The sequence below is a fragment of the Desulfomonilia bacterium genome (genome assembly GCA_036567785.1).
Classification (GTDB): Bacteria; Desulfobacterota; Desulfomonilia; order UBA1062; family UBA1062; genus DATCTV01.
This window is the reverse complement of sequence record DATCTV010000045.1, coordinates 1-26,747: the sequence shown is the minus strand read 5'-3', so window position 1 is coordinate 26,747 and position 26,747 is coordinate 1. Positions and strand designations below refer to the sequence as shown.

The 26,747-nt window shown below is 48.4% G+C and carries 28 protein-coding genes; 20 read left to right on the top strand and 8 right to left on the bottom strand.

Annotated elements, in window-relative coordinates; translation table 11 throughout:
- Nucleotides 1-45: 45 nt before the first annotated feature.
- From lnt to hslO, 4 genes are read right to left on the bottom strand one after another with little or no spacing between them, the layout of a single operon-like run.
- Entirely contained in the window at nucleotides 46-1,518 is a 1,473-nt protein-coding gene (gene lnt / locus VIS94_13325) for an apolipoprotein N-acyltransferase (protein HEY9162052.1), read from the bottom strand.
- A complete protein-coding gene (locus VIS94_13320) occupies nucleotides 1,515-2,345 on the bottom strand; it encodes a hemolysin family protein (GenBank protein ID HEY9162051.1) in 831 nt (276 codons plus the stop codon). Before VIS94_13320 ends, lnt begins: the two co-directional genes overlap by 4 nt.
- Before the next feature lie 60 nt (nucleotides 2,346-2,405).
- A complete protein-coding gene (amrA, locus tag VIS94_13315) occupies nucleotides 2,406-2,969 on the bottom strand; it encodes an AmmeMemoRadiSam system protein A (GenBank protein ID HEY9162050.1) in 564 nt (187 codons plus the stop codon).
- A gap of 56 nt (nucleotides 2,970-3,025) precedes the next feature.
- Nucleotides 3,026-3,901, bottom strand: coding sequence for an Hsp33 family molecular chaperone HslO (gene hslO / locus VIS94_13310; GenBank protein ID HEY9162049.1), 876 nt, complete (start codon nucleotides 3,899-3,901; stop codon nucleotides 3,026-3,028).
- A 135-nt stretch (nucleotides 3,902-4,036) separates the two neighbouring features.
- On the opposite strand from hslO, the gene VIS94_13305 reads away from it, so the two are divergent.
- From VIS94_13305 to VIS94_13275, 7 genes are all read left to right on the top strand, one after another.
- Nucleotides 4,037-4,552, top strand: coding sequence for a VOC family protein (locus tag VIS94_13305; GenBank protein HEY9162048.1), 516 nt, complete (start codon nucleotides 4,037-4,039; stop codon nucleotides 4,550-4,552).
- Between the two features lie 17 nt (nucleotides 4,553-4,569).
- On the top strand, nucleotides 4,570-5,988 hold the full coding sequence (locus VIS94_13300; GenBank protein HEY9162047.1) for an NAD(P)-binding protein: 1,419 nt from the start codon (nucleotides 4,570-4,572) through the stop codon (nucleotides 5,986-5,988).
- Nucleotides 5,989-6,023: 35 nt separating this feature from the next.
- Nucleotides 6,024-6,947, top strand: a complete 924-nt coding sequence (locus tag VIS94_13295) for an EFR1 family ferrodoxin (GenBank protein HEY9162046.1) — start codon at nucleotides 6,024-6,026, stop codon at nucleotides 6,945-6,947.
- Between the two features lie 200 nt (nucleotides 6,948-7,147).
- Nucleotides 7,148-7,696, top strand: coding sequence for a polyhydroxyalkanoate synthesis regulator DNA-binding domain-containing protein (locus VIS94_13290; GenBank protein HEY9162045.1), 549 nt, complete (start codon nucleotides 7,148-7,150; stop codon nucleotides 7,694-7,696).
- The gene (locus VIS94_13285) at nucleotides 7,693-9,765 is read left to right on the top strand and encodes an MMPL family transporter (protein HEY9162044.1); all 2,073 of its coding nucleotides are present in this window, start codon (nucleotides 7,693-7,695) and stop codon (nucleotides 9,763-9,765) included. Before VIS94_13290 ends, VIS94_13285 begins: the two co-directional genes overlap by 4 nt.
- A gap of 3 nt (nucleotides 9,766-9,768) precedes the next feature.
- Entirely contained in the window at nucleotides 9,769-11,181 is a 1,413-nt protein-coding gene (locus tag VIS94_13280; protein ID HEY9162043.1) for a hypothetical protein, read from the top strand.
- A 129-nt stretch (nucleotides 11,182-11,310) separates the two neighbouring features.
- Complete coding sequence (locus tag VIS94_13275) at nucleotides 11,311-11,595, top strand: hypothetical protein (GenBank protein HEY9162042.1); 285 nt, start codon at nucleotides 11,311-11,313, stop codon at nucleotides 11,593-11,595.
- On the opposite strand, the gene VIS94_13270 is transcribed toward VIS94_13275, so the two are convergent.
- Entirely contained in the window at nucleotides 11,592-11,912 is a 321-nt protein-coding gene (locus VIS94_13270; GenBank protein ID HEY9162041.1) for a hypothetical protein, read from the bottom strand. The two genes, VIS94_13275 and VIS94_13270, sit on opposite strands and share 4 nt — an antisense overlap.
- A 37-nt stretch (nucleotides 11,913-11,949) precedes the next feature.
- Nucleotides 11,950-12,078, bottom strand: coding sequence for a hypothetical protein (locus tag VIS94_13265; GenBank protein HEY9162040.1), 129 nt, complete (start codon nucleotides 12,076-12,078; stop codon nucleotides 11,950-11,952).
- On the opposite strand from VIS94_13265, the gene VIS94_13260 reads away from it, so the two are divergent.
- The 8 genes from VIS94_13260 (at nucleotide 12,077) to VIS94_13225 (ending at nucleotide 20,165) form a co-directional block, all read left to right on the top strand.
- Nucleotides 12,077-12,322, top strand: a complete 246-nt coding sequence (locus tag VIS94_13260) for a hypothetical protein (protein ID HEY9162039.1) — start codon at nucleotides 12,077-12,079, stop codon at nucleotides 12,320-12,322. The two genes, VIS94_13265 and VIS94_13260, sit on opposite strands and share 2 nt — an antisense overlap.
- Before the next feature lie 480 nt (nucleotides 12,323-12,802).
- Nucleotides 12,803-13,249, top strand: coding sequence for a hypothetical protein (locus VIS94_13255; GenBank protein HEY9162038.1), 447 nt, complete (start codon nucleotides 12,803-12,805; stop codon nucleotides 13,247-13,249).
- 117 nt (nucleotides 13,250-13,366) lie between these two features.
- Nucleotides 13,367-14,353 (top strand): hypothetical protein, encoded by a 987-nt coding sequence (locus VIS94_13250; protein HEY9162037.1) that lies wholly within the window; start codon nucleotides 13,367-13,369, stop codon nucleotides 14,351-14,353.
- Nucleotides 14,354-14,747: 394 nt separating this feature from the next.
- Nucleotides 14,748-15,449, top strand: coding sequence for a CerR family C-terminal domain-containing protein (locus tag VIS94_13245; protein HEY9162036.1), 702 nt, complete (start codon nucleotides 14,748-14,750; stop codon nucleotides 15,447-15,449).
- Between the two features lie 3 nt (nucleotides 15,450-15,452).
- Nucleotides 15,453-16,910: an efflux transporter outer membrane subunit gene (locus tag VIS94_13240; protein HEY9162035.1), complete on the top strand. Its 1,458-nt coding sequence runs from the start codon at nucleotides 15,453-15,455 to the stop codon at nucleotides 16,908-16,910.
- Between the two features lie 22 nt (nucleotides 16,911-16,932).
- Entirely contained in the window at nucleotides 16,933-18,234 is a 1,302-nt protein-coding gene (locus VIS94_13235; GenBank protein HEY9162034.1) for an efflux RND transporter periplasmic adaptor subunit, read from the top strand.
- A 2-nt stretch (nucleotides 18,235-18,236) separates the two neighbouring features.
- A complete protein-coding gene (locus VIS94_13230; protein ID HEY9162033.1) occupies nucleotides 18,237-18,953 on the top strand; it encodes an ABC transporter ATP-binding protein in 717 nt (238 codons plus the stop codon).
- 6 nt (nucleotides 18,954-18,959) lie between these two features.
- Nucleotides 18,960-20,165 (top strand): ABC transporter permease, encoded by a 1,206-nt coding sequence (locus tag VIS94_13225; protein ID HEY9162032.1) that lies wholly within the window; start codon nucleotides 18,960-18,962, stop codon nucleotides 20,163-20,165.
- A gap of 123 nt (nucleotides 20,166-20,288) precedes the next feature.
- Here VIS94_13225 and VIS94_13220 read toward each other — a convergent pair whose 3' ends face one another.
- Nucleotides 20,289-21,848, bottom strand: coding sequence for an amidohydrolase family protein (locus tag VIS94_13220; protein ID HEY9162031.1), 1,560 nt, complete (start codon nucleotides 21,846-21,848; stop codon nucleotides 20,289-20,291).
- A gap of 241 nt (nucleotides 21,849-22,089) precedes the next feature.
- Here VIS94_13220 and VIS94_13215 point away from each other — a divergent pair, with 241 nt between their 5' ends.
- Nucleotides 22,090-22,338, top strand: a complete 249-nt coding sequence (locus VIS94_13215; protein HEY9162030.1) for a hypothetical protein — start codon at nucleotides 22,090-22,092, stop codon at nucleotides 22,336-22,338.
- A gap of 101 nt (nucleotides 22,339-22,439) precedes the next feature.
- Here VIS94_13215 and VIS94_13210 read toward each other — a convergent pair whose 3' ends face one another.
- A complete protein-coding gene (locus VIS94_13210) occupies nucleotides 22,440-23,786 on the bottom strand; it encodes a metallophosphoesterase (protein HEY9162029.1) in 1,347 nt (448 codons plus the stop codon).
- Between the two features lie 319 nt (nucleotides 23,787-24,105).
- On the opposite strand from VIS94_13210, the gene VIS94_13205 reads away from it, so the two are divergent.
- The 4 genes from VIS94_13205 to VIS94_13190 all read left to right on the top strand — a co-directional run bounded on the left by VIS94_13205 (nucleotide 24,106) and on the right by VIS94_13190 (nucleotide 26,534).
- Nucleotides 24,106-25,371: a hypothetical protein gene (locus VIS94_13205; protein ID HEY9162028.1), complete on the top strand. Its 1,266-nt coding sequence runs from the start codon at nucleotides 24,106-24,108 to the stop codon at nucleotides 25,369-25,371.
- A 265-nt stretch (nucleotides 25,372-25,636) separates the two neighbouring features.
- Nucleotides 25,637-25,951, top strand: a complete 315-nt coding sequence (locus VIS94_13200) for a nucleotidyltransferase family protein (protein ID HEY9162027.1) — start codon at nucleotides 25,637-25,639, stop codon at nucleotides 25,949-25,951.
- Entirely contained in the window at nucleotides 25,941-26,273 is a 333-nt protein-coding gene (locus VIS94_13195) for a DUF86 domain-containing protein (GenBank protein ID HEY9162026.1), read from the top strand. The genes VIS94_13200 and VIS94_13195 overlap by 11 nt, the downstream gene beginning before the upstream one ends.
- 30 nt (nucleotides 26,274-26,303) lie before the next feature.
- Complete coding sequence (locus VIS94_13190; GenBank protein HEY9162025.1) at nucleotides 26,304-26,534, top strand: CopG family transcriptional regulator; 231 nt, start codon at nucleotides 26,304-26,306, stop codon at nucleotides 26,532-26,534.
- The last annotated feature ends 213 nt before the right edge of the window (nucleotides 26,535-26,747 follow it).

Here is a 26,747-nt window from a genome sequence, read left to right as displayed (position 1 = left end):
TATACAAAACGACATGCTAAATTTCAACAGGTATTTTTCCTGCCTTCAGCTTGTTAACACACGGCCACGATATTTTCTATAAATCTCAAGCAGAAGTCCGGCTATACCGGCAAATATCCAGAGCCATCCGATCAATGAGCCTATCTTATTAAAAAGGGTCCTATATGACACCTTTTTAATCTCAACGGTGAATGAACCCTCTTTCATCAGACCAAGGCTTCTTATAATCCTGCCGAACGGGTCTATTACGGCTGATATCCCGTGATTCACAGGCATGACAAGATAGCGTCTGTTCTCAATCGCCCTGATTGCAGCCGTTCTGACATGCTGTTCAGTCGTGGACCAGTCAAGGAACCATGCATCATTCGATGCGGTCAGAAGCCATGTCGCACCCTGCTTCGTAAGACTTCTTGCCAGATCGGGAAACACATTCTCAAAACACACCAGAACCCCTATATCTTCAATGGGTTTGAGTTTTCTAGCATTGGAAAAGTCGCTGACTTCCTGGGTGATGTTCCCCAGAAAGCCAAAAAGCCAGGGCAAGGGAAGATATTCGCCGAAAGGCACAAGATGAGTCTTGTCATAATATCCCCTTATCAGCCCCTGGTCGAGCATCCATACCCTGTTGAAAACCTTATCGTCTTCAATAGCTGGACTGCCTACAAGCATTGGTATATCAGCTTCCTTTGAGATTTCGACTATCCTGGAAGTAGGCGCCCACTCATGAAACAGGAAAAAGTTACATGCCGTCTCTGGCCAGACAATTATTTCTGCGCCCTGGGATACTGCTTCCCTGCTGAGCCTTGTATAGATATCTATTGTGGGATTGACCATATCCTTTTTCCACTTCTGGTTCTGAGGAATGTTTGCCTGACAGACTCCGACTCTCAGGTTTTCGCCTTCAAGTTTAAGGCTGTCCATACGCCATGCCCCCCAGAAAATGCAGCAGGCGATTATTATGATCCCCGCTACTGCAGGAATATATTTTTTCTTTATCGCATTATATAAAACCACATTACCCATCAGTGCAAGCCCGCTCAGTACATATATCCCGCCCCATTCCGCATTCTGTATGATTGCATCAAAAGGTGCCAGGGCATAACCGGAGAGCGTCCAGGGAAAGCCCGTGAATGCGTATGATTTAATCATTTCCAGGAAGATCCACATGCCCGGGATGGTCAGGATTGAAAATGGAGATTTCATCAATAATCTGCATGATATGAGAAAAAAACCGAAATAAAGCGCCAGATAGGAAATAAGCAGCAGGAATATGAGGGCACAAAGAGGCAGTGCTATAAAGCCATAGATATCCATTATATAGGCCACCCAGTAAAGATTCCCCGCCCAGGCTACAAGTCCTGCCATAAAGCCCAGTCCCATGCATTCCTTAAGGCTTGAATCCTCAGCAGCGAATAAGAGCGGTACGGCAAAAACAAAGATGAACGGCCACAGGTTAAATGAAGGAAAAGACAATGAATAAAACAGGCCCGACAAACAGGCTAATATGACTCGCTTCAATCTTTGCTCTCCCGGTGTATTTTCAATTTAAGCTTTGAAATGCGTTTCTTGTCCGCTTCAGATATTTCAAATACAAGATCGTTAAATTCAAATATCTCACCCTTCTGGGGTATTCTTTCAAGCGTGGATATTATGAATCCGCCCACTGTATCATATTCACCTCTTGGCAGGTCCAGAGAAAATTCATCCATAAATTCATCAATAGACATCTTGGGATCAACGATGAAGGACCCGTCGCCTGTGTCCTGAACGCTGTTTTCATCATCCTCGGTCTCGACAATTTCGTTCAATATGTCTTCAAGAGTGACAAGACCGTCCACACTCCCGTATTCGTCAATAACAATGGCAATTTTCCCCTTGAGATCCTTGAATTCCTTAAGCAGGTCAATAAGTTTTTTACCCTCAGGTACAAAATAGGGCTGTCTCATGATGTCAGTTACATTGAATTCATTAAGACATTGATTAAGGTTAACCAGAATGTCTTTGGCATGTACTATGCCGACAATATTGTCCGGAGACCCATCAAAAACAGGTATTGTCGAATAACCGCTTTTTGCTATTGTCTTAACCACTTCCGTAACAGGGTTGGATGATCCCACGCAAACCATATCAACTTTGGGAACCATGATCTCCCTTACCATAGTATCCTTGAGTACCAGGATGTTCTGGATCATCTCTCCCTGACTTTCGTTGATTATTCCGATTTCTTCAACCTCATCGATCATTTCGTGGAGTTCGAGCCTTGCATCCTTCTTTCTGTCTCCTGCCAGAAAATTCCTGATCTTCTCAATAATTGACACGTCATCCTGTTTCCTATCTTCTTCCAATTATTTCTCCTTCAATTCCGGCAATCTAAACCAAGAAGCCCGGACAGTCAAAGAAGTATTTTATTCCCTGGTTTCGCTGAATACATCCGCCTGAAACGTTTCGAAGGTTGCACCATCCTGCCAGGCGTCAGGGGAAAGCCCCGCTTTCATGCTCAGATATTGAAGCGTGGTCTCTGCATCCCACCCCTGCTCCGGTGCTACCTGCGGCAGGAATACTGCCTGATGAAAGCCCTTTTTCAGAATTATACCGTCTATGCCGACCCTGAATTCGGATATATCTTTGATCTCACGGGGAACGCTCAAAACCGAAATCTCAATCTCTATTTCATCAAGCTCGTTTTTTTTAAGCGGCGAGAACCTGGGGTCCCTGAAGGCGGCATTCCTTGCATTTTCAATAACGGCCTGCCACAAGGGAAGCATGGGAAGGATGTAGCCGATGCAGCCTCTCAATTCATGCTGAGCTTTATGAAGGGTGACAAACACTCCGCGCTTTTCCTTCAATGTATTGCTGAGAGATTCGTCATCCGCTTTGATCTGCTCGATGCCCTTTCCCTGAAGCAGGTTTTTTATGGTATCCCTTGCAAGCTTTAAAAGAAACGCCTTTTCTCCATCGGTAAGCTTCATAATCATCCCCCTGTATTCATGGATTATAACCGTTTGTCGATCATATTCAATGACCGCTAATGCATCTCTTCAAGGAGTCTCATGATTTCCTCCCTCCTGAACATGTAGACCCTGCGGCAGAACTCGCATTTTATATCTATATCCTCTTCGTCATGAATAACGGATTCAAGGCCCTTTCTGCCCAGTGTTATGAGGGCCTGCTCAATACGCTCCCTGCTGCAGGAGCACCTGTAAAAAAGAGGCCTTTTCTCAAGCGCCTTGAATCCAATCGAACCGAATATGGTTTCAAGCATGCCTTCAGGAGTAATTCCGTTTCTCAGTTGTTCGGTTACAGCGGGCATTGATTGTATCCGGTTTATGAGCTCATCAATCACCGCATCATCGGAAGGTGGTAAAGTCTGTACCAGGAAGCCTCCTGAAGCGGCGATCGAACCGTCCTTATCCACATACACACCCAGACCGACCGCCGATGGTATCTGCTCGCTCTCGGTGAGATAATATGCAATATCCGTGGCGATTTCACCTGAAACAATCTTGACAATTCCCCTGTACGGATCCTTCAGCCCGAGGTCTTTTGTAACCGTTAAAAACCCGTCTTTTCCGACCGCACCGGCGACATCCAGTTTCCCGTCTTTCGCATCAAGTTCGGTCTGTGGATTCTTGACATAACCCTTAACCGTTCCGGAGCTTACGGCCTCTACCATGATCTTTCCGACAGGCCCGCCGCCGTCAAATACAAGCGCAACCCTCTGTCCTGGATCAAGCAGAGCGCCAAGGATCAGCCCGCCAGTCAACGCCCTTCCCAAAACCGCCGATGCCGTAGGAAACGTCTCGTGCCTCTTGCATGCCTTTGAGACAAGCCCGGTTGTAACGCACGCAATCGCCCTGACATTATATTCTTCCGATATTGTACGAATGAGATAATCCTTCATGACATGGATATGCCGTTTCAGTTCTGCCGTTGTCAATCCTCTGTTGGTAAACAATCACTAATTCCCTTGCGCTGTTAAAGACCAGCCGTATATAATTCAGTCCATATTTCAACCTTAAACCATGCGAGGTGAAAAATGAATCGATTGGAAGGAATAAAACTGCCTGGTCTGGGACAGATAGGCATGGTTGTCTACAATGCCGAAAAAACAATGGAACAGTTGAAAACCATGGGCATAGGCCCCTGGATGCTATGGGAAGGAACACCTGAATTTACTATCGAAAAAACCGGGCCCGTGAATGCCTCGCTCAAGATATTAATGGCCTATTCCGGAAGCGTTCAGATCGAACTGATCGAAGTGACTTCAGGCCGCAGTTACTACAACGATACACTGGATAAACGCGAAGGTCTTCATCATCTCGGATACATGGTTAACAACCTTGAAAAACGCATCGAAGAATGCAAGGCGGCAGGCATCGAGGTACTCCAGCGCGGGCAGATAAAAAGCAAAGGCTTCACGGTTGATTATGCCTACATGGACACACAGTCAAGCTGTGGTGTTGTAATCGAATTCATCCAGTCAAAACTCGGGCCATTACCGCTCAAAATGAACCGGTTTACGCATACCCTGGCCTGCAAGCTCGGAATCTAGCTTTAAGGGGGTAGCTTATGCCGGATAATTTCAAGGTTGTCGTAGCCGGAGCAGGTCCAGGCGGGTGCATATTTGCAAGAGACCTTGCCAGAAGAGGCATTGACGTAAAGGTTTACGAAAAGGGCGGATATGAAACTCTAGGGCATGACTGGTCCGATGCAATCGAGCGCACGGCGCTCGCTGAAACAGGTTTTGATGCGCCTTTTGAAGGCTCTATAAATCTTGGGCCCCTCGTCAAGACTACTGATGCTTCAGGTAATACGACTGGTATTTACGAACGGCATGCTTATCCCAGAATGGAAGTCTGGGCGCCTGATTATTCGAGCATGAAGATCATTGATTTCAGGTATGTCACCACCGACAGACGCGCCCTGGCGAAACTCCTCATCGAAGAGGCTCAAGAAGCCGGTGCTAAATTCCTGTTTGGACAGGAGGCAGTCGATCTTGTTTTTAAGGGAGGAAAGAGTCTTGGCGATGTTGAGGTGAAAGGCATTTCCGTAAAAGACATTGAATCGGGTGAAATAACAAATATTGAGGCGGATATAGTTGCAGACGATACGGGCTTCAATGCGGTCTTAAGGACAAAACTTCCTCAGACCACAGGCATTGCAGGAAAATTTTCAGACAGTGAATTCGCCCTTGTTTACAGGACGGTCAGGAAAAGAAATAAAAATCCTATTGACCCTGTTAATGACCATTACAGATATGGCTTTAACACAGGCTATCAGTGGCTGCAGTATTTGAATGAAGACGAGATTGACACCGGCGCAGGCGTAAGTCATGACCCGAAAAATCCCGACCCGAAAGATATAGTCATGGAATTCATATCGAGACACCCCTCGATTTCCGATGAAGTTGTCCGCGGAGGCGGCGGGCTATGCCTAGTGGGCCGTTCGCCGGCAAGCCTTGTTGCAAATGGATTTGTCGTAATAGGAGATGCGGCATCACAGACCATTCCCATGACAGGCTGCGGCGCGGGCGGCGCAATGGTGGGCGGCAAATATGCGGCTGAGGCCGTTCTGTCTGCGGCGAATACCGGAAAGAACGATTGCAGCGCATTATGGGAATATAACTTCAAATGGTTTGCAGGCTCGAGAAGGGGAGCCAACTACGCAGGTTTGACTGCAATCAGAAATATCCTCCAGGACCTAAGCCACGAGGACATCTCATTCCTGTTCAGGCAGGATATATTGAGCAGCGAAATGCTGACAAACTCGATCAACGGCATTGTGACATTGCCGGACCTGCCTACCATGATCAAAACGGTTACGCGCGGTATAATGAGGCCCGGGCTTCTACTTAAACTCAATGCCGCAACAACAGCAGGCACAAAGATTTTCAAACACTATATGGCATATCCCGGCAGATGGGACCCTGTCCTGTTCGAGGCCTGGAAATCAAAGGCTGACAGGCTTTTTGCTGCGGCTGTAAAATAGATAGAACATTAACAGATGAGACAGGCGGTGATCGTGTGATAAACAGAAGAAAGTTCATTTCAGGCTGCGCAGGGGCAGCGGCCAGTTCAATAATTCCTGCCCGGGCATTTTCCAAAACAATAACACCGGCAGGCAGGCTTAATAAGCCGGCCCCGGAAAAGGCCATCGTCGTCTACTATTCACAGACCGGACATACCAGAATTTACGGTGAATTGATCGCCGAGACATGGAAAAAGACCGGACTTCAGGTTGACGCGGTTTTCATCAAGAATGCAGATGTCTCAGCACTTTCCGGTTATGATTTGATAGTCACGGGTTCACCCGTTCATTATCTCGATACGCCTTTAAATGTTCAGAAATGGCTAGGCTCAATCCCCTCAATAAAAGGGACAGGGGTAGCTTCATTCACAAGCTTCGGCGGCAACGGTGACGGTCAGAAATGGGCTGCCGCCTGCATGCTGAAGCTGCTTTCTGAAAAGGGTGGAGTACCGCTCGGCATGGATATGTTCGGCAACATGAGCACATATCCGCCGACCTGGTCGCTCGGCAATTCCGGCCGCATCCTTAAATTCAGGGACAGACCAAATGTAAAAACATATGAAGCCGTGCGGGCTTTCGCTGCTAAAACCCTCGATCAGTACGGCAAAGGCGGTATCACCTTTGAAACCGGATCAGGCAGCATCTTCAGCGGAAAAGCCATGATGTCCCCGACCAAACTCCTTATCAGCCACAAGCTGAACAAAAGCAAATGCATTGCCTGCGGCAAATGCATAAGGCAGTGTCCGACAGGTGCAATCGACATAGCCCAGGCGAAAATAGACGATGACAGATGCATCCTGTGCTTCGGCTGCCTCAACAACTGCCCGGCAGATGCCCACGAGATGAAGATGTTCGGCAAAAAGCTCTACGGTTTCCCGGAATTTTTAAAGAACAACAACATTAAGATCGCAATGCCCTGATTTACCCATTTGCATGCATTCCGGCATCAGGAGCTAGAGCAGCATTAAATAAGATTCTTTGTCTGATAATGCCGCCTGTCCTCGACCGGCAAAAATCGGACCCGTCTGTCTATCTCTATTCAAGCAGGACAAATAATATTTTTATGCAGTGCATAATTTTTCCCTTGACTTGTGCAGTGCACAAAGATATAGGGGCGGCCATGAGCAAACTACGCAGAATAAAAAAATACAAAAACCGGCTGATGTACGATACCGTTACATCAAAGTTGATCACCCTCAAACAATTGGCCGAGATGCTCAAGGAGGATTGCAACATCCGCATCGAGGACAATGAATCCGGCAAGGACGTAACACGCATGACAATTCTCCAGATGCTGATCGATCTGGAGAAATCAGGCAGGGGGATGCGAAATCTCCTGCCTGACCTGGTAGCCTCGCTCTTCAACCTTCCCCGGCTGGACCTTCTTAAGGTGCTCAAGGAGATGGTCCAGAAAAACAAGCATGACAAGGAACTGGGCAGGGCCTGGGCGAAGCAGCTTATACACAGGACATCGCTTGCCTCTCTCATACCGCTTAACAGGGAGAAAAGAATTGTCGAAGAGATAGCGAAAGAGCTGGATGATCTTTACGATACCATCCTCGAAAAGCTTGAGCAGGCAGTGAAGGACCGCCGTTCCGCGTTCGACAGCCTTTTCAATTCCGGCACTGACGCTGCACCCGAAACATCTCCGGAAAGGGAACGGAAATGAAACAATTTGCTGAATTCATAACAAGGCACCCGCGCACCATTCTGATCGCAGCCCTCCTGCTTGCGGTCCTGGCTGGCGTCGGTGCGATAAAAACCCCGATCAACTACGACATCTTCTCATACATGCCCAGGAATGTTGAGGCTATAAAAGGCCAGCTCATCATGACAGAGCAGTTCAAGACCGCCGATACGGGGTTTGTTATGCTCAATTCATCGAATACGGCTCAACTCCTCAAGATCAAAAACGATCTGGCCTCAATAAAAGGGGTGGCAGGCGTCACCTGGATAAGCGACCTTGTCGATCCTTCAGTGCCGGATGTCTTCATCCCGAAGGAAATGATCGCCTTATTCAAGAAGGGCGATCATGCACTGATGCATATCTCTTTCTCGAAAGAGGCCAATTCGGTCGAAACCCAGAATGCGATACGCGACATCAAGAAGTATATAGGCGAGGGCACGTCATTCACCGGCATGCCGGTGTTTCTCTATGAGCTGCGCGATCTGGTCAAGGAGCAGGAGGTCAAATCAGTTCTGACGGCGGTGATCCTTTCGGCTGTTGCCACAGCCATTGCCACGGGTTCCCTGAGCATCCCGATACTGTTCCTCATAGTCATGGGCTTCGGCATCACTTACAATATGGGAACGAACTACTTCCTGGGTTCCATATCATATATAACCAAGGCCGTGGCCGCCGTAATCCAGCTCGGCGTCACCATCGACTTCTCCATTTTTCTCATGCACCGATTCCGCGAAGAGACGGCCAGTACAACGGACAGGCGCGAGGCAATGGTCAGGGCCATGGAGCGCACTGCAAGCGCCATAATCCCGTGTGCCCTGGTCACTATGGCCGGATTTCTGGCGCTGACATTCATGCGAATAAAGCTCGGCGCCGATATGGGCATCGTAATGGCCAAAGGTGTCTTCTTCGGCCTGTTGAGCACCATGGTGATACTGCCGCCTCTGACTCTGGCAGCGGGACGTTTCAGCACGATCAGAGAACCCAAAGGCATGATAAAACCCATGACATTCCTTTCCGGCAAGATGGTGAAACACCCGGTCGCACTGAGCCTTGTCTTTGTTTCCCTTTTCGTGCCTACTGTCTATATAAGGCAGCATTCGAGCCTTTCCTACAGCATACAGGACATACTGCCCCAGAACCTCAAGGCCCTTAAGGCCGTCCATGAAATACAGGACTCCATGGGATCGATTGAACTGATCAACATCCTTTTCCCGTCCTCGACCCCGCGCTGGTTGCAAAAGCAGGTATTAGACGACATCGGCAGGCAGCCTGGCGTAATCCAGACCATTTCTCTTGAAAGCCTTGTGGACCCCGCCGTTCCTTCCTCCTTCATCCCTGAGGATGTCGTGTCCCGCTTCACCAAAGGTGGCTATACTCTGGCCATGGTGCGGGTCAGCGTTCTGCCGGGATCAAACGAAGGCAATGCCCTGGTCGGTAATATTCGCTCCATAATCAGGAATCACCAGATTTCCGGCAGCTATGTCTCCGGCAATGCACCGATCTCCAAGGACCTGACTGACCTGTCGGCCACTGACCTTGCAAAGGTGGACATCATAGGCATAGCCAGCATTCTGCTTATAGTGACAATCGTCTTCGCCTCGTTTTCTATCCCGGTGGTGCTCGTGGCTGCAATACTCCTGGCCATTTTCATCAATGTGTCGATACCCTATCTGTTCGGGCAATCGATACCCTACATTACATTCTCATGCATAACGACCATCCAGCTGGGAACCTGCGTCAACTATGCCATCTTCCTGATGACACGCTACAGGGAGGAGCGGCGCAGGGACAAGGCCGGACCGGCCATGGTCTCCAGCATGGTCGGCACCGCCCCGGCCATTCTGACCTCGGGCGTCTGCCTCTTCTGCTCCACCATCGGCCTGGTCTATATAAGCGACATCAACATGATCCAGTCGCTCTCCCTGATGATAGGCAGGGGTGCGCTTCTGGCCGTCGCCGTCATACTCTTCCTGCTGCCCGGAGTTATTCTCCTATCGGACAGGATCATCTTGCGAACCAGCTACGGCTGGAGAAAAACAGTTAAGGAGTAATCGATGAAAAAAATCATCATCACCATCTTCATCTTCTTGATCACGACTTTAAGCGCATACGCTCAGACCATATCGCGCAACGAAACAGTGTATGTGAGCCTGGACTCTCACGGCAAGCCTCAGAAAACCGAGGTCGTCACCTGGCTGCGTACGGACAGCCGCGGCCCCGCACAGGATGCCACGGCGCTCAAAGGCATAAAAAATATCCAGGGCTCCGAAACGCCGTCAGTTTCCCAGGAAGGGGTCATCACATTCACGGCCCCGGCTAAGGATATCTTCTATAGCGGGACAACTTCCAGGGACCTGCCCGTAACATTCGACATTAAGTACAAACTCAACGGAAAGCCTGTAGCGAGAAGTGAAATAAGCGGCAGAAGCGGCAGGCTGGAGATGACCATTAACATTAGGAACCGTACACGCGAATTAAGGGAATTCACATATAAAGAGATCGGCACCGGGAAACTCATCAAAGCGAGCGAATATATTCAGGTGCCATTTGTCGTCATGGTGAGTACGGACCTGGACATCAGCCAGTTCAACAACATATCCGCTCCCGACGGCGCTTATGCAGTAGTGGGCCATACCATGAAGATGAACTGGATGTGTTTCCCCTACCCCGAAGCCAGTGTCAGGCTCACCTCGGACATCAATAATGCTAAGATCCCGTCCATACTTTTCACTGTCATCCCTAAATTTCCGGCGCTGCCCGAGATAGATCTGGAGGGAAAGCTTAACCAGATATACTCAGGCGTGGATTCGGTAGGGGGTTATCTCACAAGGCTTGAAAACGGCGCATCGCAGCTGGCCGACGGACAGCAGCAGATGCTTGATGCCCTCACACAGGTCAACAGGGGAACCTCGGACCTGATCCTCGCATCGAACGCCCAGATTGAAATGATCGGCGGAGCGGCCAGAATAAGCGAGGGTATGGGAGAAAAGATAACACCTCTTACAAAAATTCCGGTCGTCTCCGGCGAAGCCGGAAAGGCCAAGCGTTACATGGACATTCAGAAGGGACTTCTCGATCTCGCATCGAATGGCGGCCCCTTCCCCGACGACATACTCGCCTTCCTGAAGGAGCAGGGCAAGGAGGCCCCTCCGGTCAAGGAATTCCCGGGCATCAGGGTCACTGCAGACGGAATCTCTCAGCTGAATAAGGGCTCGCTTGCCATGATCGACGGTTCAAAAAAGCTGGAGGCAGGTACGCTTGAACTGAAAACAGGCATCTCGCAGGTAAGACAGCAGGGCACAGATGTCATCAAGAACCGAATAGTTGAGGGTGCAGATCCACTGGTACGAAAGCTGGCTTCAATAAACAGCGCGAAAAGACTGGCAAACGAATACGACCGATTCGCGGGCAGACCCGGCAGAGTGAAGAGCTCGGTGGCATTCATCCTGAAGACTCCGGACGAATGATGCGGCTGGATACCCGCAGGCCTCTGCCTCAGACGATGATGCATTAACACCAAAGGCGGGCGGCCTGATTCCGCTTCCTAATCAAAGATCCAGCGGATCGCTGGGGTCTGCATAAAGCGATGTCATATCGTGCAGGAAGAACGTTTCGCAAAGCAATATCATCCTGACCTCAAGATAAGGCATATAGCCCAGTTCCTCAAGGCACCGCTCGTCGATCATATAGGTAATGAAAAAGCTCTGGAACGTGTTTGTAATGACAAGCGAGTGCCTCTCCGTCGGTATCTTGTTGCGGAACTTATGCGTGCGGCGTTGCGAAGGTTCGTCGTCATATGCCGAGCATGGGGATCGACAAGGATCACATATTCTGGGACATCAAGCTCGTTAATTAGATATTTCTTCATTCCCATGGTCTAGCAGTACGGGGTCCTGTCCGGATGCACGTGCCCTCCGGACGTAAGTATGAACGGGGCGACTCCTTCATGGTATCTTCTGACCGCAGCTTGACACCTTATCTTGCCATAAGTACTAAGGGCGATACCCTCTTCATCCGGTCCATAGCATGGAACGATGAGCAGGGGATACTCGTAGTCGTCCCAGTCGATATTCGCCATCTTCTCAAGCGCCTTTTTGTGCTCGCCGTCTGCAAGAGGCTCGTATCGGGCGGATTCATCCCTGCCCTGTTCAATCATTGCGGCAATGCATACCTTGAGCAGCGGTTCGAAAAAGAGCATCCCCTCCGGCGATTACGCGTCGACATCTTTCATGATTTTATCCAGTGTCCCGGGGTGCGAGGTGTTTTACATACGAATCGAAGTCAATCTCAAGCCCATGAATAGTATCAAGCCACGAGTTTTTGATAAACGACCCGTTCGTCTCGGACGCATGAAGCTGAAACATGCCTGACGGCCTCATATGCTTCTATATCAATGTCCGGGAGGCAATGGGTCTGCCGAAGACCCGGCAAAGGTCATCCGATATCTGCGATGTCTGCTCTCCTGTAAAGAGCAAGGCGGATGCTCAGCAGTCTATATCGCCTGCACATGTCCGGGCGGCCAAGAGGAACAGGCTTTCCTGTCCGGCACTGATGGCCGCGAGATTATCATCGTTTTCGATACAGCCCCTTACACGCGCATCCTTCTGAAAAACGGTTAGCAGGTAATAATTCTTGTCCTGCATGAACGAACCGCTTGAAATTAGCTTATAATCAGGATTGAAAGCGGCTTGTTCGTTGCATCCGTGAAGGAAGAAAGCCGCGATAACACATAACGCCAGAAACGCCGGGGATCTTATTTAGTAACACCTCATCAATTTCATAACATGACTCCCTGAACAATTTTCCGAATGACTATAATACACTATCAGGCCTTATGACGAAATCACTATCGATCTTCATTATAAGCAATCAAGTGTTCCATGCAATCAATCATTCGCATTATGGTATTCTGTCGAATCTTCATCAATATAGAAATCCTTAGCATTCGACCTTAATACTGGATAACTGTTCAATCTGTCGAAGACTCCGGACTTATTTCCTGGTGTTACACAGCAAATACATATTTTTTCCATAATATCTTCACAGTCTTGTGAGAGAAATGAATTAATCCATAAAGGAGGAATACGTATGAAGAAACATCATATATCGTTTATAATGGTTCTCGCATATTGCGTCTTTCTTTCAGCAGCAGCATTTGGATTTGATCAGCCCGGAGGACCCCCTCGGATGTCCGATTCGTTTATGGCTCCACCGTCACATGTAGGGATACCTTCTTCTGTCAATCCCGGAATCAAACTTCTAAACGAGGCAATTCAGACAAATGTCCTTGCAGAGCTTACCGGTTTATCCCAGGAGAATATCAGGCAGATGCTCATAAGCAGCCCGCCTCAGGCGATATTGAATTCATACGGGGTTGCACCGGAGGCTTTTGGTACCGCAATGGACAAGCAGACGGCGAAACTCGTAACGCAGGCTGCCGCGGCGGGAGTGATCACAAAGAAGCAGGCCGATGATATCCAGAAGAAACTGAACATGAAGCCTTCTGGGCCGTGTCCATCTGTTCCTTCAAAATAAATGAGCAAAGCTAACCAAAGATCCTCTTATTTGTAAATCCCGCTACTGCCGGGCTAGAAAAGAGCATGACTTTTTCATATGGTCAAGAAAATGGCGGCTAAAAATAAAGGAGCTGAAATGATTACATCTTATTGTAAAATAAACAGGAAGAAAGATTTTATATCCAGGTTGGCGTACCCCTTTGCAACCTTATTGGTCATACTGTTCCTGGCCGGATGCGGAGACGATTCATCCACCAGCAGCGATTATGATACGGCACTTTTTCTATCTTATGCATGTACCAATCCGGATGAACCCATGCGCCAGATCGTTTATGACAATCTGGTAAACGCTTTCGTGGCGATAACGGAAGGAGGTGTTCAGGATTACCTTTATGATTACTATGCCGCAAACGACGAACTGCCTGCGAGTGTCAATCTCATCACCCTCAAGAACGAGGGTTATGACATACCGGACGGTATAAGCTCCGGAATTATATATTTCGATGAGAAGTCGACTTATTCCTGGTATCTCGATGCGAATATCAAACTGGATGGTTTTACAAACAACGGTATTGATTATTCCGGTACATTAAAAATTATCGATCTGGTGGCGACGATAGAAAGCGATTCGGGAGAACTTTCATTAACCGAGGGAACCATCAAGGCCTCATCTCTCTCCACCACATGCAATGTTGACGGCTACGAGGCCGATTACTCCTCCTTCACCGTTGAGGTTGAGGATGCCGACTCCGACTACCCGTCGCTCACGCTCAAAGGTTCGGTGAGCGTTTATGACACGGACGATGACGAAACCTTCGATCTCACATTCTCTTCCTTCTATATTGAGCAGGGTTCAGATTCGATAGATGAAGTCTCGGGCACATTCAGCATCAATGATGTGAGTTACGAGATCGACGGTACATCCATAACACGTGATGAAGGCGATTATTACTGGACTGACGGAACCCTGACGATATACGCTGACAATGAAGATGACGAGGACGCCGACGATGACGGAATTGTGGAAATTACCGTTACTTTTGACGATTCAACGGCCACGCTCACAAAAACCAGCGGGTCTTGGGATCTGGAAGACTGGTGCGAAGATAGATTGATTCCGTGACATAAAAAATAACAATATGCTGAGCTCTTTTTATAATCTTATCTTAAACGAGCAAAGTTTTGGCTGACCTGATCGATATGTTCACGAATTCAGCTTTTAAATACGGTGATGAATTAATCCGGAATGTGATGTGCCACAAAAGAACTGTACAGTATAAGGTTGAAAAAGAATTGACGATAGAGATTTTAATTCTTTATCTAGCCTGATAACTTCCCGGTTATCACATCTGATACCACAAACCGGCTAAATATGCTTATTCCCGTCTATCGAAATATCCTCATGATCTTATCAAAATGACAAACAATTTCATTGGTTTCCTTGCTCGTAATATTTTACTTGACTATTTCAAATATATATTTTAATTATCATATTAAATTATTAATTAGGGAGCTTTATGAAGATACAGAGAGAGGATGCGGCAAGAACGCAAGGAAGACTTCTTAAGGCGGCAGCCGAGGTCTTTGCAGTGAAAGGCTACCGCGACGCAACCATTGCAGAAATTTGCGCCAGAGCCCAAGCTAATACTGCAGCGGTAAATTATCATTTCGGCGACAAGGAATCCTTGTACCGTGAAGCATGGAGGCAATCCCTCAAGGAGGCGCTAAGAGACCATCCGCCAGATGGCGGCGTCAACGAAAATGCACCTCCAAAAGAAAGGCTTAAGGGTCAAATTAAAGCACTCCTCAACCGTTTTTCTGACGAGAACAACAAGGAATTCATGATTGTTCAGAGGGAAATGGCCAGCCCGACAGGACTTTTAGAACATGTAATCCATGAGGAGATCCAGCCCATGCAGGCGAGGTTGAATTTGGTCATCCGTGAACTACTTGGCCCCGATGTCTCCGAGACGCAGGTTCAATTCTGCGAAATCAGCATCTTTAGCCAATGTGTGAACCCTGCTGTAACAAACTGGGGACGTGGTGAAAACGCTGACAAGGGCAACAAACCAACAAGCCTTAATGATATCAATGACTATATCGAGCATGTCATTACATTTTCATTAGGTGGCATAAGGGCAGTACTTGATGCAAAGAAATCAAGAAAAGCAGAATCGACAAAATCGTTACAAAAGAGAAGTTCATCCAGGAGGCGCTAGCATATGATCCATATCCAACAAGAGATTTTTCACCGTGGCATTTTATATCTGTCAGGAATTTTTTCAGCGCTTGTATTTTTTGGATGTGCCTCGATCCCATCAGTGGGCCCTAATTATGTCAAGCCGGATATATCAACGAACAGCAAGTGGCATTCTCCGCTTGAAAACGGAATTAACGATGGCGCAATCAATCAGAAGGATCTTGCTTCATGGTGGACCGTGTTTAATGATGCGGAACTCACAAGCCTTATAAACAGGGCCGTCGCCAATAATTTTGACCTGAAAAAGGCTGAAGCCCGTATACATGAAGCCCGAGCACAGCGGAACATGGCCAAGGCGGGATATTATCCAACAGTTGATGCATCCGGCAGCGGCAATCGCAGCAGCACCAGTGAAAATTCCGGCAGTGGAATCACTTCCAACCTTTTTTCACTGGGATTCGACGCCAGCTGGGAACTTGATGTATTCGGGGGCGTACGTCGTTCCGTTGAAGCCTCAGATGCTTCCCTCCAATCAAGCGTCGAGAACAAGAGGGATGTTCTCGTTTCATTACTTGCGGAAGTAGCTTTGAATTATCTGGATGCCCGGACATACCAGTCCAGGATAGACGTTATGGAGTCCAATTTGAAGTCACAGGATGAAACTCTCAGGCTGACCCAGTGGCGATATCAGGCCGGACTTACCGACGAATTGGCGGTTCAGCAAGCCAAATACAACCGGGAAGCCACACTCTCTGAAATTCCTCCCTTGTACACCGGCCTTGAAGAAGCGGCAAATCGCCTCGCCGTACTTATCGGCGAACAGCCCGGCAAGGTGCAGAAAGAGATAAAGAATCATCAACCTATACCATTGGCGCCGTCGAATATTGCAGTTGGGGTGCCGGCCGACGTCCTCAGACAACGTCCGGATGTCCGGAAGGCTGAACGCGATTTAGCCTCACAGACCGCTCAAATTGGTGTTGCAACTGCCGAACTCTATCCAAAATTTACTCTTGATGGTTCGATAGGGCTTGAAGCATTGTCGATAAACAAGATATTCTCGCCGGGAAACCAGACCGCAAGCGGTGGCGGTCTTATCTCATGGAGGATTTTCGAGGCCGGATCCATACGCCAGAATATAAAAGTCCAGACAGCCATTCAGGAGCAATACCTTTGCGACTATGAGACTGCCGTTCTGGAAGCATTGGAAGAAGTTGAAAATGCAATCACAGCCTATGCTCAGGAGCAAAACCGGAGAAATGCTTTGGTCGAGGCGGTCAAGTCGGCGCAACTGGCGGTTGAGCTGACGCAGTATAAATACCAGTCCGGATTGACTGATTTCACCGATGTGCTTGTGGCTGAACGCTCTCTTTTATCTCTTGAGGACGATCTGGCACAGTCTGAAGGAAATATAACCATGGATGTCGTCCGGCTATATAAGGCAATCGGCGGGGGATGGACATCAGAAGGAACAAAATCCTAAACGATCATCAGGGAGATGAAATATGGAAATAAATACAAATACTGAAGCAAACATCAATGAGGTACTGGAGATAGGACATAAATCAGGGAACACAAATAAGATCAAACGCTGGGTTATTATAGCCGGAGTTCTGGTTGTTCTGGTCATAGTTATAGTGATTATCAAAGGTACGTCAAACGACAAGCCGCTTCAATATAAGACAGAGAAGATAGTGCGAAACGATCTGATAGTGAAAGTAACCGCAACCGGAACCCTTGAGCCTACGAACGAAGTGGAAGTGGGCAGCGAGTTGTCCGGCACCATAAAGAAGGTCTTGGTGGATTACAACGACAGGGTCAAGGCAGGCCAGCCCCTGGCAGAGATTGATACCACGAAACTCAAGGCAGAGGCCACGCAGACCAAGGCCTCTCTTGAGTCAGCCTTGGCTAAGGTTGAGCAGGCCCAGGCGACCCTGTCCGAAACACGCGATAAACTTGTACAGTACCAGAATGTGAGAAAATTGAGCAACAATAAGGTTCCATCCCAGACGGAAATGAACTCCGCACAGGCATCTTATGATAGAGCAAAGGCTGATCTGGCAAGCGCGAAAGCTGCTGTATCTGAAACACAGGCAAAACTTGATTCGAACCTGACGGATCTTTCCAAGGCAATAATCCGCTCGCCCATCAATGGAGTCATCCTTAAACGCGACATCGAACCCGGTCAGACTGTTGCGGCCTCTTACCAGACTCCAGTATTGTTTACGTTAGCCGAGGACCTGACCAAGATGGAACTGCATGTGAACGTGGACGAGGCCGATATCGGCAAAATCAAAGAAGGCCAGGATGCGACATTCACCGTTTCCGCATATCCAAACAGGATATTTACGGCCCGTATAACAAAATCACATTACGGTTCATCGACCACGTCAGGCGTTGTGACCTACGAAACGGTCCTGAAAGTCGACAACTCCGACCTGAGTCTGAGGCCCGGCATGACGGTTACGGCAGACATTAAGGTCAACGAGGTGAAACAGGCCTTGCTGGCACCAACCGCCGCCCTCAGATTTGTTCCTCCTGAGGAAAATAAAGATACAGAAAAGACATCCTCTTCAGGCGGCCTTGTGGGTTCACTGTTACCCCATCCGCCCAAAGAGTCATCCAGTCGCGATCAAAACTCATCAGGAGAAGGAAAGAAACAGCAGGTATGGATAGTTCAGGATGGATCCCTTAAGGCTGTTCCGGTAAAGACCGGAGCAACAAACGGCAATTTGACGGAGATCATCAGCACAGACCTAAAACCGGGTACTGCGGTGGTGGTCGACACAATCACCAAGGTGAAATGAACATGCCGGACAATAACGGATCAGCATCGATCCCTCTGATAGAACTTAAAGGCGTCACCAAGACATACGGCAAAGGCCAGGCTGCCATGCAGGCGCTGAGGGGCATCAGCCTCAGCATCGATAAGGGCGAGTTCGTTGCAGTCATGGGGCCCAGCGGTTCGGGAAAATCCACGTGTATGAATATCCTGGGTTGCCTGGATACGCCGAGCAGCGGAATATACAGCTTCAAAGGCGTAGATGTCGGAAGGTTGAGCCGTGCCCAGCGCACACGCTTGAGGCGTTTCTATCTCGGGTTTGTATTCCAGGGTTATGACCTGCTGGGCCGTACCTCCGCCCTTGAGAATGTGGAACTTCCGCTAATCTATCGGGGGGAATCAGCACGCATCAGGCGCGAAAAGTCATTGGGGGCCCTTGAAACCGTCGGACTCAATGGATGGGAGTCCCATACGCCGGCCGAACTTTCCGGCGGACAGCAGCAGCGTGTCGCCATCGCCCGTGCAATAGTGACCGAACCAATGGTTCTTTATGCTGATGAACCGACAGGAAATCTTGATACAGCCAGAAGCAAAGAAATAATGGACCTTCTCATAAGACTCAACACCGATCTCGGAATGACCATCGTCATGGTGACACATGAACCAGATATGGCGGAATATGCAAAACGTATAATCCATTTCGTGGACGGACTCGTTGACTCCGATAATTACAATAGGAGATAATTCATCATGCTGTGGAACACCATACTACTGGCCCTTCGTGATATAAGAAGAAACTTGATGAGATCATTTCTCACCATCCTTGGCATTATAATCGGGGTCGGCGCCGTCATCACAATGGTGACCCTTGGCAATGGCACGACCGAACAAGTCAAAGAACAGATCAGCAGCATGGGAAGCAATATGTTGATGATTACTCCGGGCAAGCGTCTTGGTCCCGGACAATCCTCAAGTACCGTCCCTTTCAAGCTCTCGGACGGGGAAGCGATTGCCAGGGAGATAAATTCAGTGTCGGCTGTTGCGCCTGTTTCAACGACTTCGGTCAAGGCGATCTTCAGCAATCAGAACTGGACCACACAGATTACCGGAAGCAATAACCAGTATTTTAAAGTGACAAACCGGCAGATAAAAGAAGGCCGGGAGTTCAACGACAGCGAAATCCGCATAGGTACACCTGTCTGCATCATAGGCGAGACAGTGAGCAAGAAGCTGTTCGGTTCTCAGGACCCGGTCGGAGAACGAATCAGGCTTGAGAAGCTCACCTGCGAAATAGTGGGTGTTCTTGAGGGAAAAGGCCAGAGTTCCATGGGCACGGACCAGGACGACATCGTAATCATACCGCTTGCATTATATCAGAGGCGCATCTCAGGAAACCAGGACGTAAACCTTATCCAAATCTCAATAAAAGAGGGTGTTTCTACAGAAAAGGCGAAAACCGACATCACGCAATTGATGCGTGAACGCAGGCACCTCTCGGACAGTGACGATGACAACTTCACCGTAATGGACATGAAGGAGATCATTAACATGCTCACCGGAACCACCAAGATGATGACCGGGCTATTGAGCGCCGTTGCCGCAGTCAGCCTTCTTGTGGGAGGTATCGGCATCATGAACATCATGCTTGTTTCCGTGACTGAGCGTACCCGTGAAATCGGAATCCGTCTCGCCATCGGCGCTTTTGAAAAAGAGGTACTGATGCAGTTTCTGGTTGAATCGGTAGTGCTGTCCTCACTTGGCGGGCTTACGGGAATCATCCTTGCCATTGTCGGTTCTATATTGCTTTCTTCGTTGCTTAAGGTTCCGTTTGTTTTCAACCTGGAAATCGTGGTGATTGCGTTTTTATTTTCAGCCGCTGTAGGAGTGATATTCGGTTACTTCCCGGCGCTGAAGGCTGCCAGGCTTGACCCAATTGAGGCTTTGAGACACGAATAAAGAGTTTGGTGTAATAGATAAACTCAATCTAAATCGTACAATCATCTCCTTAGAAAAAGGAGCTGCCAGATCAAGTCAGAACGATACAAACAGTTGTATTAAATGACTTCCTTTGCAAGGAGATCAGCGGGTGGGTCCGCGCAACGGGCGGCCCGGACGGACACCGGTGAGCAGTTTCCCGTCGGAGATAATAAACCGTCCGCCCACCATGACATAGCGCATTCCTGACGATGGGGTACGGGGATTTTCATACGTGGCCCTTACCTTGATCCCGTCAAGGTCGAAGACGGCGATGTCTGCATCCATGCCCACCTGCAGCCGGCCTTTTCGCTTCGCCTCGGGCGCGGCCAGGGCCACCAGGTTTGCGGGAAGAAGGCTCGCACGACGGACGAATTCGCTCACGGTCATGGCCTTCTTTTCCTTAACATAACGCTCAAGCACGCGTGTAAAGGTTGCTGTAGACCGCGGGTGTGCATACGCCTCATGTGGCAGCGGCCAGACATCACTGCTTACTGTGCGCCCGTCTATGGTGTACGGCATGGCATCCGATGCGATCATCATATCCGGGCTCAGGATGGAGTCGTCGATAAACTTCATCTGGTCAGGTTTGTTTTCATCCAGGAAGAGCGCAACAGCGAGGCCGCCAGGGTCCTTCTGACGAATCTCGGCCAAACGTTCAACGGATGCGATATGCTCGTTGGTCTTGGCATAATAGATGTCAGAGGGGCCGATGCCCATGCGCGGCAAATTCGCCGGATCATAGAACGGCGAGCCGATCGCCGTCGATCCCCACCCGAACGGATAGGCCTCGGCTGTTATTTTCAGGCCCTGGCGCTGGGCCGTGTGCACGGCATCGAGCGCATCATTAACCTTGTGCACGGTTGAGCTGATTATGTGGCAGATGTGCATATGGGCGCTCGTGGCGGCCGCCACCCCCAGCACCTCAAGAATACCTTCCATGGCCCCATCCGGTTCGTATTCGTAGCTCGGCCGGATATGCGTAAAGGTGGGAACATCGTATTTTGCGGCAAGACGGTTTACGGCAAGATACTCTTCACGGTTCGAATCAGGGGCATACCCGATCAGTAGCCCTATCCCCAAACCGCCTTCATTCAGCCCCTGTTCAATTGCGGCGACAACCTCGCGGGAAGTCTCTTCCGGCAACAATTTGCCCCATCCCGGCTGACCGAAATTCTTCAGGGCGGTCTCGAACGTTCCGTCCAGCTCGACGTGATCGACCACCTGCAGCCTGGCCATAGCCCAAGAAACGCTGAAACCGTAGTTCAGCGGAAGATGTTTTTTCTCAGCCACGTCATACGCCTTGGCTATCGGGAACGATCCGGCCTCGAGTTCAAGCGCCGTCGTTACCCCATCGAAGGCCTGCATCCAGTTTGACGGGACGTTTATCGCGTGACAATGAAGGTCAATGAATCCCGGTGTTACAACCAGTCCGCGGGCATTGATGTTTTTCTTGCCGTGAAGCGGCGCTTCGCTTATAGCGGCTATTTTTCCGCCATTGATGCCGATATCGCGAACCGCATCGAGGTTGGTTTCCGGATCGACGACTCTGCCTTGATGAATAACGATATCGTACTGCTGGGCCAATGCCGGCTGTATTCCCAGCGTTAAGAAGACAGTTACGGCATAAAGAACGGTCAATACGGAAACGGAATGTTTATTCATAAGAATCGGCTCCTTGGATTTGTATTGAGAAGATATCCATTTCGATGAGTTTGAATATACGTGCAGGGGTATCGTGTGTCAAGAATATATATGCCAGGGTTTACGGCGCAAAGCCCCCGTTAACCGGGAAGATCCGAAACGATGAATTTCTTTTTAAAAAGGTCTCATTTTCATATACTGAGACGACACGAGAAACAAATTCAGGCTGATCGGCATATATGAAAAATCAGGGTCGATCACCTTGAATTACAGACGCCCTATCCGCATGATGGATAATGTCACGGGCTGTATATGGATGGAATGTTTCGATTCTCCCAAATGGACCGCAGGCATGGAAATAATCGTAAACGGAAAAACCGCGGTCACGGCAACGCAATCCGGCGTCTTCATAAGCCTGGCGACCATGAAACCCTCGACCGTTCCGGAACGCCTTAATGCAATCAACGAAGACGCGCTCGCAAAAAAAGAATCAGCTAAAAGGGACGATTAGCGTCAGGCCCTGAACAATAACAACTACTCAATCTGTCAAGGTTCAGGGCCTGAAATCTTTTCTATCCTTTTAACATGCTTTCTTTAAGGTACCGGTCCGGTTCAGGATACCTCGCCCGTAATCAAGTTGATATTCACATGATTGTCCTGAGGCGGCAGATCGGTCCACCAGCCCTCAATCAGGCTTCCCCGCATGAAGAAAATGAAGCTGCCCCACAGAGATAATCCATCGGTGTTCCGGACCACCGCCGGCTTCTGTTCGTCACCTTTCAGATGGGTTACATACGCCCGTGATATTTGCGGACTGATGATTTTCTGATCGGCCGGCGCGACATGATAGCCAGTCAATGCATCATTTGCCATATTGATGGTGCCCTCATATACATAGCGTTCTGCGAATTCGCGAAAATCATTCGGGTGAGAGGGAATCGACATGACGAAACGCGATTGGATATCCGCCTGCTGATCCTTTGTAATAGTGACAATTCGGTAGGGGCATGGATATGTGACCAGCGATCCGGTCTCCACATCGAACACGAAGAGCTTGCCGCCTTCATAGGTTTTCTCCGTAATGTCCTGTGCATGAAAATGACCTGTAAAAACAAGGGGTACGCCGTATCCGGCAAACATCCGTGCTATTTTATCATAATCCTTTACGAGATATTCCGGATAGTTCTTTTCATTGGTGGGATAATGCTCCAGCACGCCATGATGCATCATGGCCAGAACTGCTTTGTTTTCATTCTTGGCACGGGTAAGGATATCCTTGATCCATGACATGGTATCCGCGGAAAAAACCCCGCCCGTTACCGGATGGCCCTGAGCCGGATTCTCTTTCCAGCGGCAGGAATCAAGGGCTAAAAGCCACAAACCCGGCTTCGGCTCGGCCAGATAGCTCAAGGAATGCCGGTCCCGATCCAGAGCCGCCTGATACCCGAAGGGCGCATAGATTTCTGTGAACTGCTCCGCACTGATATTGGGAACCCGTTCGCTCTTGTCCCCTGTATATTTGACGGCCATGCCATTTGCCACATCATGATTGCCCGGAATCACATAAACGGCTTTCCCGGATTGTTTCAGAATTCCAAGATAACGGGCTACCGCCGTATGTGTGACCATTTCGCCATCCTTGGTCAAATCTCCGCAGATTATCACGAAATCGGCGGTTTCTTTTGAGACATCTGATATTGCCTGAGTCAGTATCTCCTGACTTTCTTTGAGAAGTTTGCGGTCGTCAGCAACGTATTCCTGAAAGGCCTTTCCTGAAATGCCTAATGCCGGGTCATAATAATGCAGGTCAGACATAACGATGAAGCGGGTTTCAGGCCACGCAGGCCGTGTCTCGAGTTTCGATTTCAGATCAGTTTCGATTTTCTTGACGCATGAAGTCATGCTGACGAACAAAATCAACAGCCCTGCAAGCAGCGTTCGGTTTCTCATCGATATCATTCTGTTCTCCTTATGAATAATTCTTTGTTGAGTTAATAACACAAAAAATCGGATTCCTGTAGCTTGTATCACCAATTTTTGCCTGCACATCTCTATCCAATATATCATTTGATTTCTATTATGCCAGCAGCGAAAGGTACCTGTGTCAAAATGTTATCAGGCCAAGAATCGGGACAGATCAATCATTCCATTAAGAATCGATGCTATGCGCTATTCATTCATTATGCCGGGATCAAAGCTCTTATGCCTTTCTTACTCATTCTTGTTTTCCGGAAAACGGTTGTTATTAAATATAAAACATACATTTCAGGAGGTAATCATGAAAAAGGGAAATATTAGAAACCGGACCATTCACATCGCGTGGTATTCTTTTATCATTGCCCAGTTTCTCATCCTTGGTTTTTTTACTGAAGCCCTGGCCGGTGACAGCTACAAACAGGTAACCGGCGGGGTCAGCTATCGGCATATAGGCGATTACAGCGTTGAAAGGCTTAACAGAATTCTGACATCGGAGCTTTCCGAGTTCAGCAGTTTCAAAATCAAATTCCCTCCTGCAAAGAATTCCGTGAGTCTTTATAAAGTAGTTTACAACACCGTCATACCGGAAAAAGGCAACCGGCCGGTAATTGCCTCCGGGCTTGTGGCTGTTCCAAAAACAGCTTTGAAAAAACTGCCTGTGGTTTCCTATCAGCATGGAACGGTTTTCTCCAGGACGGAAGTTCCATCCAATCCCGAAGAATCAATGGAAACCAGGCTGCTGATAGCACGCTGCGCTGGTGACGGCTACATCGTAATCGGCGCCGACTACATCGGAAAAGGCGACTCAAACGAACCTGACAGCTACATGGTAAAGGACAGCACCTCGCAGGCCTGTCTGGATATGCTTTTCGCTTCTCGCGCTGTTTGCAGCGACCTGAAAATAGAACAGGGTGAGCTGTTCCTGAGCGGCTGGTCCCAGGGAGCCTGGAGCACTATGGTATTCAGGAACAAACTTGAAAGCCTGGGTATACCGGTTAAAGCATCGGCAACCGCAAGCACGCCCAATGATCTTTATGTGATGATGGCCCGCTGGATCAACAACCCTTCACCACTGGACGTCTCCTGGATTGTAGGAACAGTGACGCTGCTAATAAATTCTTATGAAAATTATTATGGCCTTCAGGGACTTTCAAGTGCTGCGATCAAAACCCAGTACCGGCAGACTGCCGGTGATTTTTATAAGAACAGAATAGGCTGGGAAGAGGCATCCAAAGTATTCCCGGCAACTACGAAAGATTTCCTTGATCCCGATTTTGCATCGGCAAGCTCAATAGTCGGCAACCGTTTTTATAAACAGCTTCAGGACAATCAGCCCTATAACTGGCGATATGCAACCCCAAGCCGCTATTATTACGGCAAGATCGATGAGGTGTTGCCGCCTTATGTGGCGACCCTGCCCGTCGAGTATGAAAAAACAATAGGAGGAGCCTCGGCTGAAGCGGTTTATGCAGGGGATGACGCCAACCATAGAGGCACTTTCATATACGGCGTCCTTGACCAGAAGGACTGGTTCGACACTTTTATAAAAAAAGGAACATCGGATTAGACTTGCTTGGTGTCCGGCCTTGATTCGGGACAGATCAATCAATCTGTTAAGAATCAAGGCCAGGCGAATTTTGTATAGGATCATCCTGGCGAGAATCGGAATCCAATGTTTTCCAGACCAATAAGTCAATTATTTATGGGAGTCCCTAAGGTTGCCCATGGACGTCTCCTGCTAAGACTTGATTGTGTTTCTTCAACTCATGCTATATATTTCACAATACATTAACATCCATTGTATGGTTCATTAAGACTGCGGAGTTGAGCTGATGATTAAACCAAGAATAAGGGTGCCGAAAAAGAAAGTGGAAGCATTCTGCCGGAAATGGAATGTTAAGGAGTTTTCACTTTTCGGCTCTGTTTTGAGAGATGATTTCAAGCCCGACAGCGATGTTGACGTTCTCGTTTCATTTGGCGAAGGCTCTAACTATTCGCTTCTCAATATCGTTGAGATGAAGGACGAGCTGAAAGCTATTTTCGGCAGGGACATTGACCTTGTGATTAAAAAAAGCATTGAAGAAAGCTCAAATTACATAAGGCGGGATTCAATACTGTCTTCCAGCGAGGTTCTTTATGCAGCGTGAACTTGCCCATCTGCTGGATATCCTCACTATGGCGAATGATGCAATCTCGTTCACCTCAGGAATGAATAAAGAGGCTTTCAGCAAGGATAGAAAAACTCAATATGCAGTTATACGCTGCCTTGAAGTAATAGGAGAGGCGGCAAAGAGAATTCCTGATGATTTCAGAAATGCTCACCCGGAGGTTCCATGGAAGCAACTTACAGAAATGAGAGATATTCTTATCCATTCCTATGATAAGGTTAATGTTGATATTGTTTGGGAAACAGTTGAAAAAGATTTGCCGGACATACTTAACAAGCTCAGTCCTATTATCAAGCCTTGAATGAATTAAGATGTTTCATAAGAGACGCCCATGAAAAAATATACAGAAGAACCTATGGGTGATCTGAGAGTAGTCAAAGACTTGCTGCCTCCCCCGGACAAGTTAATACTGAAAGAAGATAATGTGAAAGTTACCATTTCTTTGAAGAAATCCAGCATCAACTTCTTTAAAGAACAGGCTAAATTGCAGAAGACTTCTTACCAGAAAATGATAAGGGAAGTAATAGACAGGTACGCTTCACATTATCAAAAGAACGCATGACAAACGCAATACAGCCGATTGCTGCGCTCAGGTGATATACATAGGGACGTTTTATTCATATTTTCATCTGTAGTAGCTCCGACCTGATCTGACAGCTCTCCTTTCCGAGGGGATGTTTGTACGATTAAGTTTAAGCTGCCAGATCGAACTTCATATCCAAGATTTTGTCTTTTGCCAAGGGCAGATTTTCCAGGAAGGTTTCCATGGGGGTTC

Coding starts and splice junctions, on each gene's coding strand:
- VIS94_13250 (HEY9162037.1), top strand. CDS start 13,367: ATGATTACATCTTATTGTAAAATAAACAGGAAGAAAGATTTTATATCC.
- VIS94_13305 (HEY9162048.1), top strand. CDS start 4,037: ATGAATCGATTGGAAGGAATAAAACTGCCTGGTCTGGGACAGATAGGC.
- VIS94_13290 (HEY9162045.1), top strand. CDS start 7,148: ATGAGCAAACTACGCAGAATAAAAAAATACAAAAACCGGCTGATGTAC.
- VIS94_13190 (HEY9162025.1), top strand. CDS start 26,304: ATGAAAAAATATACAGAAGAACCTATGGGTGATCTGAGAGTAGTCAAA.
- VIS94_13225 (HEY9162032.1), top strand. CDS start 18,960: ATGCTGTGGAACACCATACTACTGGCCCTTCGTGATATAAGAAGAAAC.
- amrA (HEY9162050.1), bottom strand. CDS start 2,969: ATGAAGCTTACCGATGGAGAAAAGGCGTTTCTTTTAAAGCTTGCAAGG.
- VIS94_13280 (HEY9162043.1), top strand. CDS start 9,769: ATGAAAAAAATCATCATCACCATCTTCATCTTCTTGATCACGACTTTA.
- VIS94_13270 (HEY9162041.1), bottom strand. CDS start 11,912: ATGCTCTTTTTCGAACCGCTGCTCAAGGTATGCATTGCCGCAATGATT.
- hslO (HEY9162049.1), bottom strand. CDS start 3,901: ATGAAGGATTATCTCATTCGTACAATATCGGAAGAATATAATGTCAGG.
- VIS94_13300 (HEY9162047.1), top strand. CDS start 4,570: ATGCCGGATAATTTCAAGGTTGTCGTAGCCGGAGCAGGTCCAGGCGGG.
- VIS94_13210 (HEY9162029.1), bottom strand. CDS start 23,786: ATGATATCGATGAGAAACCGAACGCTGCTTGCAGGGCTGTTGATTTTG.
- VIS94_13255 (HEY9162038.1), top strand. CDS start 12,803: ATGAAGAAACATCATATATCGTTTATAATGGTTCTCGCATATTGCGTC.
- VIS94_13240 (HEY9162035.1), top strand. CDS start 15,453: ATGATCCATATCCAACAAGAGATTTTTCACCGTGGCATTTTATATCTG.
- VIS94_13235 (HEY9162034.1), top strand. CDS start 16,933: ATGGAAATAAATACAAATACTGAAGCAAACATCAATGAGGTACTGGAG.
- VIS94_13285 (HEY9162044.1), top strand. CDS start 7,693: ATGAAACAATTTGCTGAATTCATAACAAGGCACCCGCGCACCATTCTG.
- VIS94_13230 (HEY9162033.1), top strand. CDS start 18,237: ATGCCGGACAATAACGGATCAGCATCGATCCCTCTGATAGAACTTAAA.
- VIS94_13265 (HEY9162040.1), bottom strand. CDS start 12,078: ATGTTTCAGCTTCATGCGTCCGAGACGAACGGGTCGTTTATCAAAAAC.
- VIS94_13200 (HEY9162027.1), top strand. CDS start 25,637: ATGATTAAACCAAGAATAAGGGTGCCGAAAAAGAAAGTGGAAGCATTC.
- VIS94_13260 (HEY9162039.1), top strand. CDS start 12,077: ATGCCTGACGGCCTCATATGCTTCTATATCAATGTCCGGGAGGCAATG.
- VIS94_13195 (HEY9162026.1), top strand. CDS start 25,941: ATGCAGCGTGAACTTGCCCATCTGCTGGATATCCTCACTATGGCGAAT.
- VIS94_13205 (HEY9162028.1), top strand. CDS start 24,106: ATGAAAAAGGGAAATATTAGAAACCGGACCATTCACATCGCGTGGTAT.
- VIS94_13245 (HEY9162036.1), top strand. CDS start 14,748: ATGAAGATACAGAGAGAGGATGCGGCAAGAACGCAAGGAAGACTTCTT.
- VIS94_13220 (HEY9162031.1), bottom strand. CDS start 21,848: ATGAATAAACATTCCGTTTCCGTATTGACCGTTCTTTATGCCGTAACT.